Source organism: Rhizobium lusitanum, from assembly GCF_014189535.1.
GTDB lineage: Bacteria > Pseudomonadota > Alphaproteobacteria > Rhizobiales > Rhizobiaceae > Rhizobium > Rhizobium lusitanum_C.
Map to the genome: position 1 here is coordinate 359783 of NZ_CP050308.1, position 18728 is coordinate 378510.

General features: G+C 59.3%; 16 protein-coding genes. 6 read left to right on the top strand and 10 right to left on the bottom strand.

Annotation, left to right across the window (positions count from 1 at the left end; translation table 11 throughout):
* Window positions 1-65 precede the first annotated feature (65 nt).
* Together HB780_RS15560 and mfd are read left to right on the top strand one after the other, a co-directional pair.
* Window positions 66-380, top strand: coding sequence for an FAD assembly factor SdhE (locus tag HB780_RS15560; RefSeq protein WP_183693255.1), 315 nt, complete (start codon window positions 66-68; stop codon window positions 378-380).
* Complete coding sequence (gene mfd / locus HB780_RS15565; protein WP_183693257.1) at window positions 377-3877, top strand: transcription-repair coupling factor; 3501 nt, start codon at window positions 377-379, stop codon at window positions 3875-3877. Before HB780_RS15560 ends, mfd begins: the two co-directional genes overlap by 4 nt.
* A gap of 66 nt (window positions 3878-3943) precedes the next feature.
* On the opposite strand, the gene HB780_RS15570 is transcribed toward mfd, so the two are convergent.
* Window positions 3944-4378 carry a hypothetical protein gene (locus tag HB780_RS15570; protein WP_183693259.1) on the bottom strand — a complete coding sequence of 145 codons (435 nt, stop codon included), beginning with the start codon at window positions 4376-4378 and terminating at the stop codon, window positions 3944-3946.
* A 20-nt stretch (window positions 4379-4398) separates the two neighbouring features.
* Entirely contained in the window at window positions 4399-4797 is a 399-nt protein-coding gene (locus HB780_RS15575) for a hypothetical protein (RefSeq protein ID WP_183693261.1), read from the bottom strand.
* Between the two features lie 203 nt (window positions 4798-5000).
* On the opposite strand from HB780_RS15575, the gene HB780_RS15580 reads away from it, so the two are divergent.
* Window positions 5001-5399, top strand: coding sequence for a hypothetical protein (locus HB780_RS15580; RefSeq protein WP_183693263.1), 399 nt, complete (start codon window positions 5001-5003; stop codon window positions 5397-5399).
* Between the two features lie 85 nt (window positions 5400-5484).
* Here HB780_RS15580 and HB780_RS15585 read toward each other — a convergent pair whose 3' ends face one another.
* Window positions 5485-6156: a DsbA family oxidoreductase gene (locus HB780_RS15585; protein ID WP_183693265.1), complete on the bottom strand. Its 672-nt coding sequence runs from the start codon at window positions 6154-6156 to the stop codon at window positions 5485-5487.
* A gap of 110 nt (window positions 6157-6266) precedes the next feature.
* On the bottom strand, window positions 6267-8078 hold the full coding sequence (locus tag HB780_RS15590) for an extracellular solute-binding protein (RefSeq protein WP_183693267.1): 1812 nt from the start codon (window positions 8076-8078) through the stop codon (window positions 6267-6269).
* A gap of 265 nt (window positions 8079-8343) precedes the next feature.
* On the opposite strand from HB780_RS15590, the gene HB780_RS15595 reads away from it, so the two are divergent.
* Window positions 8344-9000, top strand: coding sequence for an invasion associated locus B family protein (locus HB780_RS15595; protein WP_183693269.1), 657 nt, complete (start codon window positions 8344-8346; stop codon window positions 8998-9000).
* Window positions 9001-9150: 150 nt separating this feature from the next.
* Here HB780_RS15595 and hspQ read toward each other — a convergent pair whose 3' ends face one another.
* From hspQ to HB780_RS15610, 3 genes are all read right to left on the bottom strand, one after another.
* Window positions 9151-9480: a heat shock protein HspQ gene (gene hspQ / locus HB780_RS15600; protein WP_183693271.1), complete on the bottom strand. Its 330-nt coding sequence runs from the start codon at window positions 9478-9480 to the stop codon at window positions 9151-9153.
* Window positions 9481-9713: 233 nt separating this feature from the next.
* A complete protein-coding gene (glnA, locus tag HB780_RS15605) occupies window positions 9714-11123 on the bottom strand; it encodes a type I glutamate--ammonia ligase (RefSeq protein ID WP_183693273.1) in 1410 nt (469 codons plus the stop codon).
* A 61-nt stretch (window positions 11124-11184) separates the two neighbouring features.
* Window positions 11185-11523 (bottom strand): P-II family nitrogen regulator, encoded by a 339-nt coding sequence (locus HB780_RS15610; protein WP_003579240.1) that lies wholly within the window; start codon window positions 11521-11523, stop codon window positions 11185-11187.
* 349 nt (window positions 11524-11872) lie between these two features.
* Between HB780_RS15610 and HB780_RS15615 the strand changes: the two genes are divergently transcribed.
* Window positions 11873-13348 (top strand): NAD(P)H-hydrate dehydratase, encoded by a 1476-nt coding sequence (locus HB780_RS15615; RefSeq protein ID WP_183693275.1) that lies wholly within the window; start codon window positions 11873-11875, stop codon window positions 13346-13348.
* Between the two features lie 6 nt (window positions 13349-13354).
* Here the strand turns inward: HB780_RS15615 and HB780_RS15620 are convergent, their stop codons facing one another.
* Both HB780_RS15620 and uvrA read right to left on the bottom strand, forming a co-directional pair.
* The gene (locus tag HB780_RS15620; RefSeq protein ID WP_183693278.1) at window positions 13355-14161 is read right to left on the bottom strand and encodes a DUF72 domain-containing protein; all 807 of its coding nucleotides are present in this window, start codon (window positions 14159-14161) and stop codon (window positions 13355-13357) included.
* Window positions 14162-14191: 30 nt separating this feature from the next.
* Window positions 14192-17113, bottom strand: coding sequence for an excinuclease ABC subunit UvrA (gene uvrA / locus HB780_RS15625; RefSeq protein ID WP_183693281.1), 2922 nt, complete (start codon window positions 17111-17113; stop codon window positions 14192-14194).
* Window positions 17114-17371: 258 nt separating this feature from the next.
* Here uvrA and HB780_RS15630 point away from each other — a divergent pair, with 258 nt between their 5' ends.
* Complete coding sequence (locus tag HB780_RS15630; RefSeq protein WP_183693284.1) at window positions 17372-17932, top strand: single-stranded DNA-binding protein; 561 nt, start codon at window positions 17372-17374, stop codon at window positions 17930-17932.
* Between the two features lie 68 nt (window positions 17933-18000).
* Here the strand turns inward: HB780_RS15630 and HB780_RS15635 are convergent, their stop codons facing one another.
* Entirely contained in the window at window positions 18001-18633 is a 633-nt protein-coding gene (locus HB780_RS15635) for a MarC family protein (protein WP_183693287.1), read from the bottom strand.
* Between the last annotated feature and the right edge of the window lie 95 nt (window positions 18634-18728).

Below are 18728 nucleotides of genomic sequence, written 5' to 3' on the forward strand. Positions count from 1 at the left end.
GAAAAACCGGTTCCCACCTTCCAAGGCTGGTTTTATAGAGACGCAGCAACATAAAGGTTTTTGTGATGACTGGGCTGACACTCAGCAGTGCCGATCTCGATCCCCGCCGCCGGCGCATTCTGTTTCGCTGCTGGCATCGTGGCCTCCGCGAGATGGATCTCGTTTTCGGCCAGTTCGCCGACAACGAATTGCCGGGACTTAGCGAGGCCGACCTCGATGAGTTCGAGCGGATCATGGACGAGGAAGACAATGATCTCGTTCGTTGGATTCTCGGGACATTACCTGTGCCGGAACATTTCCAGACGCCGCTGTTTGCGCGCCTTGCGGCTTACCAGCCAGATTTCGAAGAGGTCGCGGAAAGGCTTGGGATAACCAGATGATCCCAGGGTTCGACGCGAAGAAACTGCTCGCGGCGAGCGAGCCGCTGACCGTTGGCCATGTTCCGGCGGGCATGGAGCCCTTCCTGCTGGCAGAATTGGCACGAACCGGCGAGCCGGTCGCCTATGTGATGTCGGACGGCCAGCACATGGCCGATGTCGAACAGATGCTCGGCTTCCTTGCGCCCGAAATCCCGGTTTTGACGCTGCCCGCCTGGGACTGCCTTCCCTATGACCGTGTGTCGCCCAGCTCTCACACCTCGGCTCGCCGTCTCGCGGCCCTGAGCGGATTGATCGCCTACCATCGCAAGCCGCATGCGGCGATCGTATTGGTGACGGTCAATGCCATGCTGCAGAAGGTGGCGCCGCAGGATGTGATTGAGAGTCTCGCTTTTTCCGCCCGGCCTGGTAATCAGGTCCGTATGGACGATGTCGCCGGTCGCCTGGAGCGCAACGGCTTCGACCGCGTCGCGACCGTGCGCGAAGTCGGTGAATATGCCGTGCGCGGCGGCATCCTTGATGTCTTCGTGCCGGGAACCGAAGAGCCGGTGCGACTCGATTTCTTCGGCGACACGCTGGAAAGCATTCGCAGCTTCGATCCCGCCAGCCAGCGCACGACGGGTCAGATCCGCTCTCTCGATCTCAATCCTATGAGCGAAGTGACGCTGACGCCGGATACGATCAGCCGTTTCCGCAAGAACTACCTCTCCTCTTTCGGTGCTGCTACGCGCGACGACGCGCTCTATGTCGCCGTTTCCGAAGGCCGTCGTTATGCCGGTATGGAACATTGGCTGCCGCTGTTCTACGAGAAGCTGGAGACGGTTTTCGACTATCTCAGGGGCTTCCGGCTGGTCACGGATCATACGGTGCGTGAGGCCGCCGAGGAGCGCTCCAAGCTCGTTTTCGATTATTACGATGCCCGCCTGAATTCCGGACAGCCGGCCAAGAGCCAGATGTCCCAGGGCACGCCCTACAAGCCGGTAACGCCAGGCCAGCTCTATCTCGACGGCGGCACCCTCTCCAAGGCGCTCGATGCCTTCAATGCCATCCGTATCTCGCCTTTCAACGAGCATGAGGGCGAGGCTCGCCGCGTCATCAACATCGATGCCCGTCAGGGCCCGCGATGGGCGCGCTCCGCGACCGAAAACGCTGACGCCGAACGCGTCAACGTCTTCGATTCCGTGGTCAAGCACATCGCCGAACGCCGCGCCGCCGGCGGCAAGGTAATGATTACGGCCTGGACGGAAGGCTCCCTCGACCGCCTTTTGCAGGTACTTGCCGAACACGGGCTTGCCCGCGTCAAGACGATCGAGGCGATCAAGGATCTTGCCACCTTGGCAAAGGGCGAGGCGGCGGCGGCCGTTCTCAGCCTGGAAGCCGGCTTTGAGGTTGGCGATCTCGTCGTCATCGGCGAGCAGGACATTCTCGGTGACCGCATGGTGCGCCGCTCCAAGCGCCGTAAGCGCGCTGCCGATTTCATCTCGGAAGTGGCCGGCCTCGACGAGGGCTCGATCGTCGTCCATGCCGAACACGGCATCGGCCGTTTCGTCGGTCTGAGAACCATCGAGGCAGCCGGCGCGCCGCACGCATGTCTCGAGCTGCGTTACGCCGATGACGCCAAGCTGTTCCTGCCGGTCGAAAACATCGATCTTCTTTCGCGTTATGGCGGCGAGGGCACCGAGGCGCAACTCGACAAGCTCGGCGGCGGCGCATGGCAGATGCGCAAGGCCAAGCTCAAGAAGCGTCTGCTGGACATGGCCGGCGCGTTGATCCGCATAGCGGCCGAGCGCCTAACGCGGCATGCACCGGTGCTCAGCACCCCGGATGGCCTCTATGACGAGTTCGCCGCCCGCTTCCCCTATGACGAGACCGAAGACCAGATGACCGCCATCGAAGCCGTGCGCGATGATCTCGGCGCCGGTCGTCCGATGGACCGCCTCGTCTGCGGCGACGTCGGTTTCGGCAAGACGGAAGTGGCGCTGCGCGCCGCCTTCGTTGCCGCCATGAACGGCGCGCAAGTCGCCGTCGTCGTGCCGACGACGCTGCTGGCCCGTCAGCACTTCAAGACTTTCACTGACCGCTTCCGCGGCCTGCCGATCCGCATCCAGCAGGCGTCCCGCCTCGTTGGCGCCAAGGAGCTGGCGCTGACCAAGAAGGAAGTTTCCGAAGGCAAGACCGACATCGTCGTCGGCACGCATGCGCTGCTCGGCGCCGGTATCCAGTTCGCCAATCTCGGCCTGCTGGTCATCGACGAGGAGCAGCATTTCGGCGTCAAGCACAAGGAGCGCCTGAAGGAGCTGAAGAGCGACGTGCATGTGCTGACGCTCTCGGCGACGCCGATCCCGCGCACGCTGCAGCTCGCCATGACCGGCGTGCGCGAACTGTCGCTGATCACCACGCCTCCGGTCGACCGCATGGCAGTGCGCACCTTCATCTCGCCCTTCGATTCGCTGGTGATCCGCGAAACGCTGATGCGCGAGCATTATCGCGGCGGCCAGAGCTTCTATGTTTGCCCGCGCCTTGCCGATCTCGCCGACATCCATGCCTTCCTGCAATCGGACGTGCCGGAGCTGAAGGTGGCTGTCGCCCATGGCCAGATGCCGGCCGGCGAGCTCGAGGACATCATGAACGCCTTCTATGAAGGCCGCTACGATGTGCTGCTGTCGACCACCATCGTCGAATCCGGCCTCGATGTGCCCACGGCCAACACGCTGATCGTGCACCGCGCCGACATGTTCGGCCTTGCGCAGCTCTATCAGCTGCGTGGCCGTGTCGGTCGTTCCAAGGTTCGTGCCTTCGCGCTCTTCACCCTGCCGGTTAACAAGGTGCTGACGACGACAGCCGAGCGCCGCCTGAAGGTGCTGCAATCGCTCGACACGCTCGGCGCCGGCTTCCAGCTCGCCAGCCACGACCTCGACATTCGCGGCGCCGGCAATCTGCTTGGCGAGGAACAGTCCGGCCATATCAAGGAAGTCGGCTTCGAACTCTATCAGCAGATGCTCGAAGAAGCGGTCGCCGAGGTCAAGGGCGTCGACGAGATCCAGGACACCGGCTGGTCACCGCAGATCTCCGTCGGTACGCCTGTGATGATCCCCGATGCCTACGTGCCGGACCTGCATCTGCGCATGGCGCTCTATCGCCGCCTCGGCGAGATCACCGAAATCAAGGAAATCGACGGCTTCGGCGCGGAAATGATCGACCGTTTCGGACCGATGCCGATCGAGGTGCAGCATCTCCTGAAGATCGTCTACATCAAGTCGCTCTGCCGCATCGCCAATGTCGAAAAGCTGGACGCCGGCCCGAAGGGCGTCGTCGTGCAGTTCCGCAACAAGGAATTCCCCAACCCGGCCAATCTCGTCGGCTATATCGCCAAGCAGGGCACCATGGCGAAGATCCGCCCGGATCACAGCGTGTTCCTGACGCGGGACTTGCCGACGCCTGAGAAGAGGCTGCAGGGGGCGGCTGTGGTTATGACGCAGTTGGCGGAATTGGCGAAGTAGAGATGCAGGATGTCATGTCGCGCGTGATGCGAGCGGGTGCTGGTGTATTAAATCAGGCATGTGTCCTTAGCCGACAACGTCCGTCGTTTGCGCAATATCCGCGACAAATATCGAGCGTTGCTCCATAAAGCTCCAGGGTGCATTGAAGGCGTTCAATGCATACTCCTGTAGTTCACTCGGCAGATTGCTGGATTGAAGCGGTATTTTTGCCATCGCAGCCAGAACGTAGGCCTTGTCGAATTGCTCCCAGTCAAAAACAAGTAATCCTTTTCGGGCCAAGGCTACATGCGAATCCGGTCTGGGAAAATCGACTAACATTTCACAATCGCCGATATCCGGCAGGCCCAAAAGTAATTCCTCAATGTCTGCCACATCGATTGATGCGGTCAGACAGAACTTAGGCATGGGGCCAACACCGGCTGTGATGAAAGCGCCGACAACGTCCGATCGATCAACACCGATCCAGATAGTATCGAAACCCTCCGGGTAATCTCTCTGCATTTGATTGTGCCTCCCAGATGTTAGCGCTCCCAGGGCAGCCTTACCTCATAAAAACGCTCATCGAAGCGAAGTGTGAAACCGAAAGAGCCAGTTTGGGTTTGGAGATCGAAATCGATATGATTGGCGTCGAACTTCCCTCCCAACACGATGTCGCTCAGAATACCGACTATTGTTTTTAGCATTCGTTCATCGGGCCTGTAGCGGAATACTTCGCCTTGTTTTTCCGCGCTTGAACTCTTCTTGCCGCCGTGGGTTATAGCAACGCTGCGGCTATTATTAGTGAACACGGCTTGCTCATCCTTGTTAATGAGGAGGAGCGTAAAGGTGGCGGCGATCTTCGCTAAATTCTTCTCATGAATATCCACGGAGACGTGCTCAGGAAGAAACGAGATATCGCCTCCTAAATCGAGCTTTATCAACTTTTGCCTCCTCCGCATTTGGACGCTTCATCACGCTAAACAAAGCACCATGATGAAGATCCGCTTTGACCGCAGCGTGTTCCTGACGCAGTTGGCGGATTAGGAAATCGAACATTAGCTACGATTGATTCTTGTTTATTCTACATTCAATATGGTCATATGCACGCAATAATTGTTTAATGCGGGGAGGGGAATTCAATCCCATGCTTGAGCTCGACGATCCTCAGTGGCGTGAACTGCAACACGCTTACGGCAATGCCTCAAATATCCCGGCTCTGCTTAGAGCTTTAGCCTCATCCACTGGACTTAAAAAGGGCTACACCGATGAGCCTTGGTTTACTTTATGGTCGAGCCTTTGCCATCAAGGAGATGCCTATACGGCTTCCTATGCAGCGATCCCGCATGTGGTTCAGATCGCAATGAGCACTCGTACGCCAGTCGATTTTTCTTTTTCGTGCTACCAGCAGCTGTTGAATTGGCGCGACGACAGGGACGCGGACCGGATATCCCGCAGCTGCTTGACGAAGACTATCGTAGATCCATCGCGCGCCTGGGTGAGTGCGTTAATCTCCACCTCGAAGATCCATGGATTAAGTCCATGATTTCATCGGAAACGACTACAGAAGAATGGATCGCTATAATCGATAGGCATGATGCTGAATAAGCGCTGGTCGCGTTGACCTATGCTCAATTCATCCCAGCCCGCGCCTCGCCCTTCATCTTGGCGATATCGCGCAGTGCCTCGATGAGTACATCCGGCGTCTGGGCGCCGCTGACGGCATATTGCTGGTCGAAGATGAAGAAGGGGACGCCGGTGACGCCGATCTTCTGGGCTGCCTCGATCTCGGCGACCAGCAGATCGCGGTCGGCGTCGGAGGAGAGCAGGGCTGCGATGACGGAGCGGTCGAGGCCGGCTTTTTCGGCGATATCCAGCAGCACGGCATGGTCGCCGACATTGCGTCCTTCCTCGAAATTGGCCTTGAACAGGGCGTTGACCACCTTCTCCTGCTTTTCGCGGCTTTCCGTTCCTGCCCAATGGATGAGGCGGTGCGCGTCCAGCGTATTCGGTCCGATCTTGATGGCGTCGAAATCGAACTTGATGCCGATTTCGCCGCCGAGATCACTCAGCATTTTGTGCGCCTGGGCTACTCGCTCCTCGCCGCCGAGCTTCTGCGCCAGTGCCTTCTTCTGGTCGACGCCCTCGGGCGGATATTCCGGATTGAGGCGATAGGGGCGCCAGTTGAGGTCGACGCCCACTTCGTCCTGCACCTCGGCGATCGCCAGCTCCAGCCGCGCCTTACCGAGATAGCACCAGGGACATACGACGTCCGAGACGATATCGATCGTGATGCGTTCCATGGTCCGTGTCCTTCCGCTTTATCGGCCAAAGATCCCATCTAGGCTTTCCGGCCGGAAGCTTCAACCGGTTACCGAAAGGGAACCGGCAACATTTTGGCGGCTTCGGTGCCCTATTGCACCGAAGCGTCCCACCACGTTGGCAGTTGATAGCCGTAGAGCGGCAGCACATCGGGGTGGGCGATGCGGCTGCGCCGCGCCACCCATTGCTGGCCGATATGATAGAGCGGCAGGACGTAATAGCCGGAAATCAAGATGCGGTCGAAGGAGCGCACCGCGTCGCGGAAATCCTCGGCGGAATGGGCCGTCAGGAAATGATCCATCAGCGTGTCGACATCGGGATCAGCGACACCCGCGAAATTGAGGCTGCCTTCGGCCTTTGCGGCGGCGGAGCTCCAGCGTCCCACCTGCTCGATGCCTGGCGACAGCGATGAAGGGTAGGCTTTGAGGATCATGTCATAATCGTAGCTGATCGTCCGGAGCTGATATTGCGAATCATCGACGGTGCGTATCGTCACGGCGATGCCGAGCAGCGCCAGCGACCGGCGATAGGCGATCGCGATGCGCTCCTGATCGGGATTCTGCGTCATGATCTCGAAACTGAGCTGACGCCCGGCGCTATCGACCATTTTCTCGCCCCGGATCGTGTACCCGCCCTGTTTGAGCAGATCGACCGCCTTGCGCAGGATGGCCCGGTCACGGCCGGACCCATCGCTGACGGGCAGCCTGTAGGTGCCGTCGAGCACGTCGGGATCGATGCGATCCTTGATCGGGCCGAGCATGGCCAGCTCGCGTGCGTCCGCGGGCGTGCCAAGCGATGACAGATCAGAATTCTGCCAATAGCTTTGCGTGCGCGTATAGGCATTTGAGGAGAGGCTACGGTTGACCCATTCGAAATCGAAGGCAAGCGTCAGGCCTTGCCGCACCTTCTTGTCGGAGAAGATCGGCCGGCGCGTATTGAAGACGAAACCGAACATGCCGCTCGGCAGCTTCGGCTTGAAAACGTCCTTGATGACGGCGCCGGAGGTGGCCGCCGGAAAGTCATAGGCCTGTTGCCAGTGGCCCGGGCTTCCGTCGGGATAGACGTCGATATCGCCCTTCTTGAAAGCTTCGAATAGCGTGGTCTCCTGCAGGAAATAGGTGACCGATATCTCGTCGTAATTGTCGACGCCGACCTTTGCGGGAATATCCTTGCCCCAATAATCGGGATTGCGCTGGTAGATGATGCGCTGCCCCGGATCGATGCTCTTGACCTTATAGGGGCCGGAGCCGACGGGAATGGCAAGCGTGGTCCGGTCGAAGCTTTCCGGATCGATGACATGTTTCGGCAGGATCGGTAGTGACGAGGCGATGATCAGCGGCGTTTCGCGATTCGCCTTATCGTTGAAGTGGATCCGCACACCATGCTCGCCGACCTTCTCCATCTTGTCGACCGTCTGCAGCGGGGAAGAGAAGACCACGCGGCCCTTGTCGCGCAGAAGCTCAAAGGTGAAAATCACATCTTCCGGCGTCACCGGCTGCCCGTCCGACCATTTGGCGTTCGGATTGAGGTTGAACTGGATGAAGCTGCGGCTCTCATCCCATTCGACCGTCTGTGCCAGCAGCCCATAAAGGGTGAAGGGCTCGTCGCGCGAACGCTGCATCAGCGATTCGTAGATGAGATTGCCGTAATCCGGATCCCACATGCCGCGCGCCGTCGTGCGCATGCTTTTCAGAATGAAGGGATTGAGATTGTCGAAAGTGCCGACGACGCCATAGCTGATACGACCGCCCTTCTTGACGTCCGGTTTGACGTAGGGGAAATGCGTATAGTCCGCTGGCAGGGCAGGATCTCCATGCATTGCGATGCCGTAGAGCGGCTGGGCGGCCGCCACGTTGCAGAATGCTGCGAAGAACAGGAGAGTAGCGATCCGGAGCGCTTGCATGGCATCCTTTCCGGTAAGGGGTATGATTCTGCCGGACCTTATCATGACAGTGCCGAATTCAACACGCGTCCGGGGAATTCTTGGGTCTCAGCAGAAAAGACCAAAGAAAAGCTGGATATCCTCGCCTGTGCGATGTAACAGGAGTCCCGGGTTTCCCGGGTCATGCATTTGCCTCAATCTTTCGACAGGTGGACGGTAGTTTGACCCGGTTGGCATGGGGCGACAGGCTGTCGTCCCGCATCGGATTTCAGGAGGCGGTTTCGCTATGACGTTCAAGACTGACAACAAAATGCGGGCAGGTCTGTCTGCTCTGGCTCTCATGATCGGTGCAGCGCTTCCGGCGGCTGCCTTCGCTCAAGACGCCTCCGGCGCGGCACCTGCTGACGGTGGCGGCGACGCCAGCCAGCCGCGCCTCGGCTGGTACAAGACCTGCACCAAGCAGGATGATGCCGATATCTGCATCGTTCAGAACCTGATGATGGCCAACAATGGTCAGCTCGTGACGGCAGTCGGCCTCATCTCGGTCGACGGCAAGGTCAACCGCAAGATCCTGCAGATTTCCGTTCCGACCGCACGCCTGATCCCTCCGGGCATCACGATGCAGATCGACGGCGGCAAGGGCCAGAAGCTCGACTACGCTGTCTGCCTGCCGGACAAGTGCACGGCCGAAGTTCCGGTGACCGACGCGATGATTGCAGCTTTGAAGAAGGGCACGGACGTGACCTTCACCTCGATCAACTTCCGTCGTGCTCCGAACCCGATCAAGATCTCGCTGACCGGTTTCGGCGCTGCCTTTGACGGCGCTGCCATCTCCGACTCGAAGCTGGCCGAAAGCCAGAAGAGCCTGCAGGACAGTATGCAGAAGAAGGCTGAGGAAGCTCGCAAGAAGCTCGAAGACGCTCAGAAGGCCGCCAAGCAGTAAGCTGCGACACCTGTGAGATCTAATGAAAAGCCCGGCTCGAGCTGGGCTTTTTTCGTTGCGGCACTGATCTGACGAAGAGTGAACCGTTCAAACGAAAGGGAAGACGTTGGGAGCGTCTTCCCTTCGGGAAATCAGTTATGAAATGGACACTTAGTGCGCGAGGCTCATCTTGGGCTTGAGCTCGCCTGTGGGTGCCTTATCGAAGATCTGAGCGATCTGCGGGTTGCGGAGCGGAACGCCGCTCTCGTCGTTGATCAGATTCTGCTCGGATACGTATGCGACATACTCGGTCTCGTCGTTCTCGGCGAGAAGGTGATAGAAGGGTTGGTCCTTGCTGGGCCGCACTTCCATCGGAATGGAATTCCACCATTCCTCGGTATTGGCGAATTCCGGATCGACGTCGAAGATCACACCGCGGAAGGGGAACATCCGGTGTTGAACCACGTCGCCGATATTGAACTTTGCGTTGCGTTGTTTCATGGCGCGACTTCCTTTCAAGCAATCATGTGGTGAGTTCACCGCCGATATCAAGGATTTTGCCCCGATTCCTTCATCTAACCGTCACATTCTATCAACGCGGATCGCCTCTGATGGTTCGATCATGCGAAGCACGAAATGTGACGTCGAGCGAGGCAATCGTGACCTAGAAATGCCTGCCTCACGTTTGCCTGCATAAAAAAAGCCCCGGCGAACCGGGGCTTTCGCTTCGGCGCTTATGCCGAATAGTACATGTCGTATTCGACCGGATGCGGGGTCATTTCGAAGCGCATGACTTCCTGCATCTTCAGCTCGATGAACGAGTCGATCTGGTCGTCGTCGAAGACGCCGCCGGCGGTCAGGAACTTGCGATCCTTATCCAGGCTCTCGAGCGCTTCGCGCAACGAGCCGCAAACCGTCGGGATCTTCTTCAGTTCCTTAGGCGGCAGATCGTACAGATCCTTGTCCATGGCCTTGCCCGGATGGATCTTGTTCTTGATGCCATCAAGACCGGCCATCAGCATGGCGGCAAAGCTGAGGTACGGGTTTGCTGTCGGATCAGGGAAGCGGACTTCGACGCGCTTTGCCTTCGGGTTTGTGCCGAAGGGGATGCGGCAGGAAGCCGAGCGGTTGCGCGCCGAGTAGGCGAGCAGAACCGGAGCTTCGTAACCCGGGACGAGACGCTTGTAGGAGTTCGTCGACGGGTTGGTGAAGGCGTTGAGAGCCTTGGCGTGCTTGATGATGCCGCCGATGTAGTAGAGGCAGCTCTCGGAGAGGCCTGCATATTCGTCGCCAGCGAAGGTCGGCTTGCCGGCCTTCCAGATCGACTGGTGAACGTGCATACCCGAGCCGTTGTCGCCGAAGATCGGCTTCGGCATGAAGGTTGCCGTCTTGCCGTAGGCATTGGCGACCTGATGAACGACATACTTGTAGATCTGCATCTTGTCGGCGTTGCGCAGCAGCGTGTCGAACTTGATGCCAAGTTCGTGCTGAGCGGCGGCCACTTCGTGATGATGCTTTTCGACGGTGACGCCCATTTCGCCAAGAACCGTCAGCATTTCCGAACGCATATCCTGAGCGCTATCGACCGGCGGAACCGGGAAATAGCCGCCCTTGACGCGCGGACGGTGGCCGAGGTTACCGGTTTCATAGTCTGTGTCGTCGTTGGACGGCAGTTCGCTCGAGTCGAGCTTGAAGCCGGTATTGTACGGATCAGCCTTGTACTTGACGTCGTCGAAGACGAAGAATTCGGCTTCCGGACCGAAGAAGGCGGTGTCGCCAATGCCGGATGCCTTGAGATAGGCTTCGGCCTTCTTGGCGGTGCCGCGCGGGTCGCGGTTGTAGGCTTCGCCCGAGACCGGGTCGAGAATGTCACAGAGGATGACCATGGTGGACTGCGCGAAGAACGGATCCATGTGAACCGTTTCGGTATCCGGCATCAGCACCATGTCGGATTCGTTGATGGCCTTCCAGCCCGCAATCGAGGAGCCGTCGAACATGACGCCATCAGCGAACATGTCTTCATCGACGCAGACGATGTCCATTGTGACATGCTGCAGCTTGCCCTTGGGGTCGGTAAAGCGCAGGTCAACGAACTTGACGTCGTTGTCCTTGATCTGCTTGAGAATTTCGCTTGCCGTCGTCATTAAATTTCTCTTCCCTTGACTTAGTGACGATTTTTAGCCGCGGCCGGAAAGGCCGGGCGGGTTAGATGGCATCTATGCCAGTTTCACCGGTACGGATTCGAATGACCTCTTCGATGTTGGAGACGAAAATCTTTCCGTCGCCAATACGGCCGGTCTGTGCTGCCTTGCGGATAGCGTCGATCACCGCCTCCGCATTTTCGTCCGCCAATACGACTTCGACCTTCACCTTCGGCAGGAAGTCAACGACGTATTCAGCACCACGGTAGAGTTCCGTGTGGCCTTTCTGACGACCGAAGCCCTTCGCTTCCGTGACGGTGATGCCCTGCAGGCCGACTTCCTGAAGGGCTTCCTTCACTTCGTCGAGCTTGAAAGGCTTAATGATCGCTTCGATCTTTTTCATGAGAAAATGTCTCTCCGCTTTTCCTGTTACAGCAGGACTACTCCCCGCTCGGCCAACGTGATGCACGTATCATGCCAGTTCAGAGTGGTCTGCTGCGAAAAATCCCGGCGAATTCACGCCGAGACCCCGGATTGATGAGGATTTTTCGGGAAAATGAAAGCGATTTCGCACGAAAATGAGCGAGATAAGCAAAATTTTGCGAAAAAGTGCCTCAACTCTCACAATCATGCCTTGGCAGGGATCTCATGGCCTGTAGGTATATTTTATGCAAATGCATAATTATTAGTCAAATCATGCCGCGTAATGACGGTTGTTTTTCAGGCAGCTTTCGGATTCAATGTTGTCCATCATGATGTTACCGCTCGCCGACCTGCTTCTTTCGCCCGATGATATGGCTGCCGTCGATCGCGCAGCGGCCGCGTCGGGTATCGATTCCTATGGCCTCATGGAAAAGGCAGGGCAGGCGGTGGCCGCGAGCGCCCTTCGGCATTTCCCCGGAGCCTTGAGATATGTCGTGCTCTGTGGTCCCGGCAACAATGGCGGCGACGGCTATGTGGCGGCACGTGCGCTCCGGCAAAGCGGCGCGGAGGTTCTGCTCTTTCATCTAGGCGATCTGAAAACGCTCAAAGGCGATGCCGCTCGTGCCTTTGCCGATTGCTTTGTCGCAGGAGAGGCGTTGGAGCGCTATCTGCCGCGCGCCGGCGATATGATTATCGACGCCATCTTCGGCGCTGGCCTCTCCCGTCCTGTTCCCGATCAGCTTGCTGCGATTATCGCGCGGGTTACCGAAGCCGGCACTCCAGTCATTGCCGTTGACTTGCCCTCCGGCCTTGATGGTCGCAGCGGTCAGGTGCTTGGTGCTGCTTTCCGCGCCGAACGCACGATCACCTTCATGACCCGCAAGCCTGGCCATCTGCTGATGCCGGGCAGGGATCTTTGCGGGGCCTTGGAGGTTTTCGACATCGGCATTCCCGCGCGCATTGTCCGTACCCATGCCAATCGCATGCTCGCGGAGAATACACCGGCGCAATGGCTGGCGAACCTGCCGACGGCGGCCTCGGATACCCATAAATACAAGCGCGGCCATCTCGTCGTCTTTTCCGGCGGTGCGACTGCCACGGGTGCGGCGCGCATGTCGGCCATGGCCGGGCTAAAGGCGGGGGCGGGGCTCGTCACCATTGCCTCGCCGGAGCAAGCGCTGTCGGTCAATGCCGGGATGCTGACGGCGATCATGCTGCATGCGATCGAGGACGAGGCGGCATTGCGCGAGTGGCTCTCCGACAAACGCCTTTCAACCTTCGTCCTTGGTCCCGGCTTTGGCGCCGGTGAGCTGGCCCGACAATTTGCTTTGGCGCTAAGCGACCGCCATCTGGTGTTGGACGCCGACGGCATCACCTCGTTTCGCGACGCCCCGCAACGCCTGTTCGACGCCTTCGCGGATGGCCCGACGCGTTTGGTGCTGACGCCGCACGAGGGTGAATTCGCCCGCCTCTTTCCCGATATCGCCGCCGACGGCGCGCTGAGCAAGGTGGAGAAGGCGAGGGCAGCGGCGGCACGGGCTCATGCCGCTATTATCTACAAGGGTGCGGATAGCGTCATCGCGGCACCCGATGGCCGGGCGTTGATCAACGCCAATGCCCCACCATGGCTTGCCACCGCCGGCTCCGGCGACGTGCTCGCTGGCATCATCGGCGGACTTATGGCGCAAGGCGTGCCTGCTTTCGAGGCGGCAGCTGCTGGTGTCTGGCTGCATGGCGTCGCTGGACAACGTGCAGGAAAGGGACTGACGGCGGAAGATCTTGTCGCCCACGTCACGCCCTTTTGAGGGACGCTATTTCGCCACTTCTTCCTGCAACGCAATCGCGCCATGCGGCGCGTTGACCTTGCCCTCATGGATCATGAAGGCGAAGACGTCGCGCGGTTCGACTTTTATTTTGCGGTCCCCGTCGATCAACGGCAGATCATCAGGGATATTGCCCTCGGCCCAGGTTTCCAGCCGCTTTGCCCAAGCCTTCAAATCCTTCGGCGGATAGCAGGTCTTGATGTCGTCGGAGCCCTTCTGCAGGCGGGCATAGACGAATTCGGCGGTCACGTCGGCGATCATCGGATACTCGAAATGCTCGGCGCAAACCGGCGCGACATTGTATTTTGCGAGCAGGGCGACGAATTCCGGCACCTTGAATGAGTCATGCCGGACCTCGACGACATGCTTCAGCGCGAGGCCATCCTGCTTGCCCGGTAGTAGCTTCAGAAACGCTTCGAAATCATCCGGATCGAACTTCTTGGTCGGCGCAAACTGCCAGAGCAGCGGCCCGAGATGGTCGCCCAACTCGCTGATGCCGGATGTGAGAAAGCGCTGCATCGACTCACCGGCCTCGGCAAGCACGCGCCGATTGGTGACGAAACGCGTCGCCTTGAGCGAGAAGATGAAACCATCCGGCACGTCAGCGGCCCACTTGGCAAAAACCTCCGGTTTCTGCGTGCTGTAATAGGTACCGTTGACTTCGATCACCTTTAGCTGGCGACTGGCGAAATTGAGTTCGTCCTTCTGCTTCAGCGTGTCGGGATAGAATGTCCCGCGCCAGGGCTCAAACGTCCAGCCGCCAATGCCGGTTCGGATCGTTCCGGTTTTGCTCATTCTCTCCTCCATTGATTGAGCGAGGCTACTTCACTCCGCCGCTACAACTTTTTTAATCGGCCGCCGCTCCAGCAATTCCTTGAGGAAGTGCCCCGTATAGGATCGCTTCTCCTTGACGATCATCTCCGGCGTGCCCGTGGCAACGATCTCGCCGCCGCCGTCGCCGCCTTCGGGACCGAAGTCGAGGATCCAGTCGGCCGTCTTGATGACTTCGAGGTTATGCTCGATGACAACGACCGAGTTGCCCTGGTTGACCAGTTCGTGCAGCATTTCCAGAAGCTTGGCGACATCGTGGAAATGCAGGCCGGTGGTCGGTTCGTCGAGGATATAGAGCGTACGGCCCGTCGATCGCTTCGACAGTTCCTTGGCTAGCTTGACGCGCTGCGCCTCGCCACCCGAAAGCGTATTGGCCTGCTGGCCGACCTTGATATAGCCGAGGCCGACATCCTTCAGGGATTGTAGCTTGTCGCGCACGGCGGGAACGGCCGCAAAGAAATCGACACCTTCCTCGACCGTCATGTCGAGCACATCGGCGATCGACTTGGTCTTGAAGGTGACGTCCAGCGTCTCCCTGTTGTAGCGCTTGCCGTGGCAGACGTCGCAGGTGACGTAGACGTCGGGCAGGAAGTGCATCTCGATCTTGATGACGCCGTCACCCTGGCAGGCCTCGCAGCGCCCGCCCTTGACGTTGAAGGAGAAGCGACCCGGTTGGTAACCGCGCGCCTTGGCTTCAGGCAGGCCGGCGAACCAGTCGCGGATCGGGGTGAAGGCGCCGGTATAGGTAGCCGGGTTCGAGCGCGGGGTGCGGCCGATCGGCGACTGGTCGATGTCGATCACCTTGTCGATATGCTCGAAGCCGTCGATGCGGTCATGTTCGGCCGGGATTTCTCGCGCGCCCATGACTCGGCGGGCGGCCGACTTGTAGAGCGTCTCGATCAGGAAAGTGGACTTGCCGCCGCCGGAAACGCCGGTAACGGCGGTAAAGACGCCGAGCGGGATCGCGGCGGTGACGTCCTTGAGGTTGTTACCCCTGGCGCCGACGACCTTGATCTCCTTGCCCTTCTTGATTTTCCGGCGCTCGTCGGGAACCGGCACGCCGAGCTCGCCGGAGAGATATTTGCCGGTCAGCGACTTCGGGTTCGCCATGATCTCCTGCGGTGTGCCATGCGCCACCACCTGACCGCCATGGATACCGGCGGCAGGGCCGATATCGACCACGTCATCCGCCGTCATGATCGCATCCTCGTCATGTTCGACGACGATCACCGTGTTGCCGATGTCGCGCAGATGCTTCAGCGTTTCCAGCAGACGGGCATTGTCGCGCTGGTGCAGGCCGATCGAGGGCTCGTCGAGAACGTAGAGCACGCCGGTGAGACCCGAACCGATCTGCGAGGCCAGCCGGATACGCTGGCTCTCGCCGCCCGACAGCGTACCGGAATTGCGCGACAAGCTCAGATATTCAAGACCGACATCGTTGAGGAAGCGCAGGCGGTCGCGGATCTCCTTGAGGATGCGCACCGCGATCTCGTTCTGCTTGTCGGTAAAGGTCTCCGGCAGCACGTCAAACCAGTCGCGCGCAATCCGGATCGACATTTCCGCGACCTGGCTGATATGCAGCTTGTTGATCTTGACCGCCAGCGCTTCCGGCTTCAGGCGGTAGCCATTGCAGGCCGGGCAGGGGGCGGCCGACATGAAGCGCTCGATCTCTTCGCGCGCCCAGGCGGAATCCGTTTCCTTCCAGCGTCGCTCGAGGTTCGGCACGATGCCTTCGAAATTCTTGTGCGTCGTATAGGAGCGGGCGCCGTCGGCGTAGTGGAACTCGATCTTGTCCTCGGTACCGTTGAGGATAACGTCTTTCGCCGTATCGGGCAGATCGTTCCAGCGGCTCCCGAGCTTGAAGCCGTAGTGCTTGCCGAGCGCTTCCAGCGTCTGATTGTAATAGGGCGAGGTCGACTTGGCCCAGGGAGAGATCGCGCCATCGCGCAGCGTGCGCTCCGGTTCCGGCACGATCAACGCGGGATCGATCTTCTTCAACGAGCCGAGGCCGTCGCAGGACGGGCAGGCGCCGAAGGGATTGTTGAAGGAGAACAGGCGCGGTTCGATTTCCGAAATGGTGAAGCCGGAGACTGGGCAGGCGAATTTTTCCGAAAACAGCACGCGTTCATGCGTCTCGTTCAGCGACTTGTTGGCCGAACCGCCGGCAGAGGTCTCCTCCGGAGGCAGCGGCTTGTCGGCGAATTCCGCAATGGCAAGGCCATCGGCGAGGCGTAGCGAGGTTTCGAAACTATCGGCCAGACGGGCGGCCATATCGGGCCGGACAACGATACGGTCGACCACGACGTCGATGTCGTGTTTGTATTTCTTGTCGAGCGTTGGCGCATCGGCGATCTCGTAGAACTGTCCATCGACCTTGACGCGCTGGAAGCCCTTTTTCATGAGCTCCGCCAGTTCCTTTTTATATTCGCCCTTCCGGCCGCGCACGAGTGGCGCCAAAATGTAGAGCCTTGTGCCCTCCTCGTAGGCGAGCACGCGGTCGACCATCTGGCTGACCGTCTGGCTCTCGATCGGCAGGCCAGTGGCCGGCGAATAGGGCACACCGACACGGGCGAACAGCAGGCGCATATAGTCGTAGATTTCGGTCACGGTGCCGACCGTCGAGCGCGGGTTACGCGACGTGGTCTTTTGCTCGATCGAAATCGCCGGCGACAGGCCGTCGATCTGGTCGACATCAGGCTTCTGCATCATCTCCAGAAACTGCCGAGCATAGGCCGACAAGCTCTCGACATAACGACGTTGCCCCTCGGCATAGATCGTGTCGAAGGCCAGCGAGGACTTGCCCGAGCCGGAAAGGCCGGTCATGACGATCAACTTGTTGCGCGGAAGATCAAGGTCGATGCCCTTGAGATTATGCTCGCGCGCGCCACGTATGGAAATAGTCTTCAGTTCGCTCATCGTCGTACAATTGTCCCTTGGAGTCTGCCTTTATTTAGTGATGCCAGCCCGTGAGTCGAGGCTGAAATGAAGGACAGGGCCAGGTTTTCGATTCGGTTGACAGGATCATAGGGACAAACTAGAACAAAGAAAGAACAAAATTCCTTGTGGATGAAGCTCCCCTGGATGATTGCTTAAATAGCACCTGATGGCGGCAATGGTCTAAGGTGCGCGGATAAAATTTCAGAGCCGTCGATGGGCGGCAAGTAGGGTGGTGTCATGGCCGGTAGTGTGAACAAGGTAATTCTGATTGGAAATCTCGGGGCGGACCCGGAAATCCGCCGTACGCAGGATGGCCGTCCGATCGCCAATCTCAACATTGCGACATCGGAAACCTGGCGCGATCGCAATTCCGGCGAGCGCAAGGAAAAGACCGAATGGCACCGTGTGGTGATCTTCAACGAAGGTCTCTGCAAGGTCGCCGAACAGTACCTGAAAAAGGGCGCCAAGGTCTATATCGAAGGCGCGCTTCAGACCCGCAAGTGGCAGGACCAGAACGGCCAGGATAAGTATTCAACCGAAATCGTGCTGCAGGGCTTCAATTCGACGCTGACCATGCTGGACGGCCGCGGTGAAGGCGGTGGTGGTGGCGGCGGCGGTAGCCGTGGCGGCGGCGGTGATTTTGGTGGCGGTGATTACGGCGGTGACGATTATGGTCAGCCCTCGTCACCACCGTCTGGTGGCCGCAGTGCTGGCGCAAGCCGTGGCGCTCCCGCAAGCAGCGGCGGCGGTGCGGGCAGCAACTTCTCGCGCGATCTGGACGACGATATCCCGTTTTGATCGAGCGGCTTTGATTTGTAGATTATATCGACTTGAGTTGAACAGCCCGCCTTTCCCGGCGGGCTTTTCTATGCAACCGCGAGGGCAGAGCGCACGCCATCCACGACGAACTGGGCGGCAAGTGCTGCGAGGATGACGCCGAGCAGGCGGGTCAGGATGGCGCGGCCAGTTGCCCCCAGCATGCGATCAAGCCTGTCCGAGATAGCAAGGGCCGCGAAGACGAGCCCGAGATTGACGGCGATGACGCCGATCAACTGCGCCCGGTCGAGCGTGGTCTGCAGCGAGCCGGCGAGCAGGATGGTTGCCGAAATGGCGCCGGGGCCGGCGATCAGCGGCAAGGCGAGGGGGAAGACCGCGATATTGTGGATGTGATCCTTGGTGATCGCGACTTCCGTCGCCTTTTCCTTCCGGTCCTGCCGCTTCTCGAATACCATCTCGAAGGCGATCCAGAAGAGCAGCAGGCCGCCGGCAATGCGGAAGGCGCCGATGGAGATGCCGAGGATGCCGAGTACACTAGCGCCGAACAGGGCGAAGGCGGCCAGGATGAAGAAGGCGATCAACGATCCGCGCAAGGCCACCTGCTTGCGCTCGGCCCGGTTCATGCCGGCGGTAAGGCCAATGAAAAGCGGAGCGAGACCTGGCGGATCGACCGTGACAAGCAGCGTCGTGAAGGCATTGATTAGCGTGTCAGCGCTTGCCATATAGTCCCCAGCCATTTGTTTTCTATGGTTCTTGACCCCATTGATATGCGAGGAATGAGCTTTAGCAAAGCGCAATGCGGACAATCCGGGACGCG

Excerpts from the sequence above, each read along its gene's own strand:
- HB780_RS15560 (WP_183693255.1), top strand. The coding sequence starts at position 66 with ATGACTGGGCTGACACTCAGCAGTGCCGATCTCGATCCCCGCCGCCGG.
- mfd (WP_183693257.1), top strand. The coding sequence starts at position 377 with ATGATCCCAGGGTTCGACGCGAAGAAACTGCTCGCGGCGAGCGAGCCG.
- HB780_RS15570 (WP_183693259.1), bottom strand. The coding sequence starts at position 4,378 with ATGCAGAGAGATTACCCGGAGGGTTTCGATACTATCTGGATCGGTGTT.
- HB780_RS15580 (WP_183693263.1), top strand. The coding sequence starts at position 5,001 with ATGCTTGAGCTCGACGATCCTCAGTGGCGTGAACTGCAACACGCTTAC.
- HB780_RS15585 (WP_183693265.1), bottom strand. The coding sequence starts at position 6,156 with ATGGAACGCATCACGATCGATATCGTCTCGGACGTCGTATGTCCCTGG.
- HB780_RS15590 (WP_183693267.1), bottom strand. The coding sequence starts at position 8,078 with ATGCAAGCGCTCCGGATCGCTACTCTCCTGTTCTTCGCAGCATTCTGC.
- HB780_RS15595 (WP_183693269.1), top strand. The coding sequence starts at position 8,344 with ATGACGTTCAAGACTGACAACAAAATGCGGGCAGGTCTGTCTGCTCTG.
- hspQ (WP_183693271.1), bottom strand. The coding sequence starts at position 9,480 with ATGAAACAACGCAACGCAAAGTTCAATATCGGCGACGTGGTTCAACAC.
- glnA (WP_183693273.1), bottom strand. The coding sequence starts at position 11,123 with ATGACGACGGCAAGCGAAATTCTCAAGCAGATCAAGGACAACGACGTC.
- HB780_RS15610 (WP_003579240.1), bottom strand. The coding sequence starts at position 11,523 with ATGAAAAAGATCGAAGCGATCATTAAGCCTTTCAAGCTCGACGAAGTG.
- HB780_RS15615 (WP_183693275.1), top strand. The coding sequence starts at position 11,873 with ATGATGTTACCGCTCGCCGACCTGCTTCTTTCGCCCGATGATATGGCT.
- HB780_RS15620 (WP_183693278.1), bottom strand. The coding sequence starts at position 14,161 with ATGAGCAAAACCGGAACGATCCGAACCGGCATTGGCGGCTGGACGTTT.
- uvrA (WP_183693281.1), bottom strand. The coding sequence starts at position 17,113 with ATGAGCGAACTGAAGACTATTTCCATACGTGGCGCGCGCGAGCATAAT.
- HB780_RS15630 (WP_183693284.1), top strand. The coding sequence starts at position 17,372 with ATGGCCGGTAGTGTGAACAAGGTAATTCTGATTGGAAATCTCGGGGCG.
- HB780_RS15635 (WP_183693287.1), bottom strand. The coding sequence starts at position 18,633 with ATGGCAAGCGCTGACACGCTAATCAATGCCTTCACGACGCTGCTTGTC.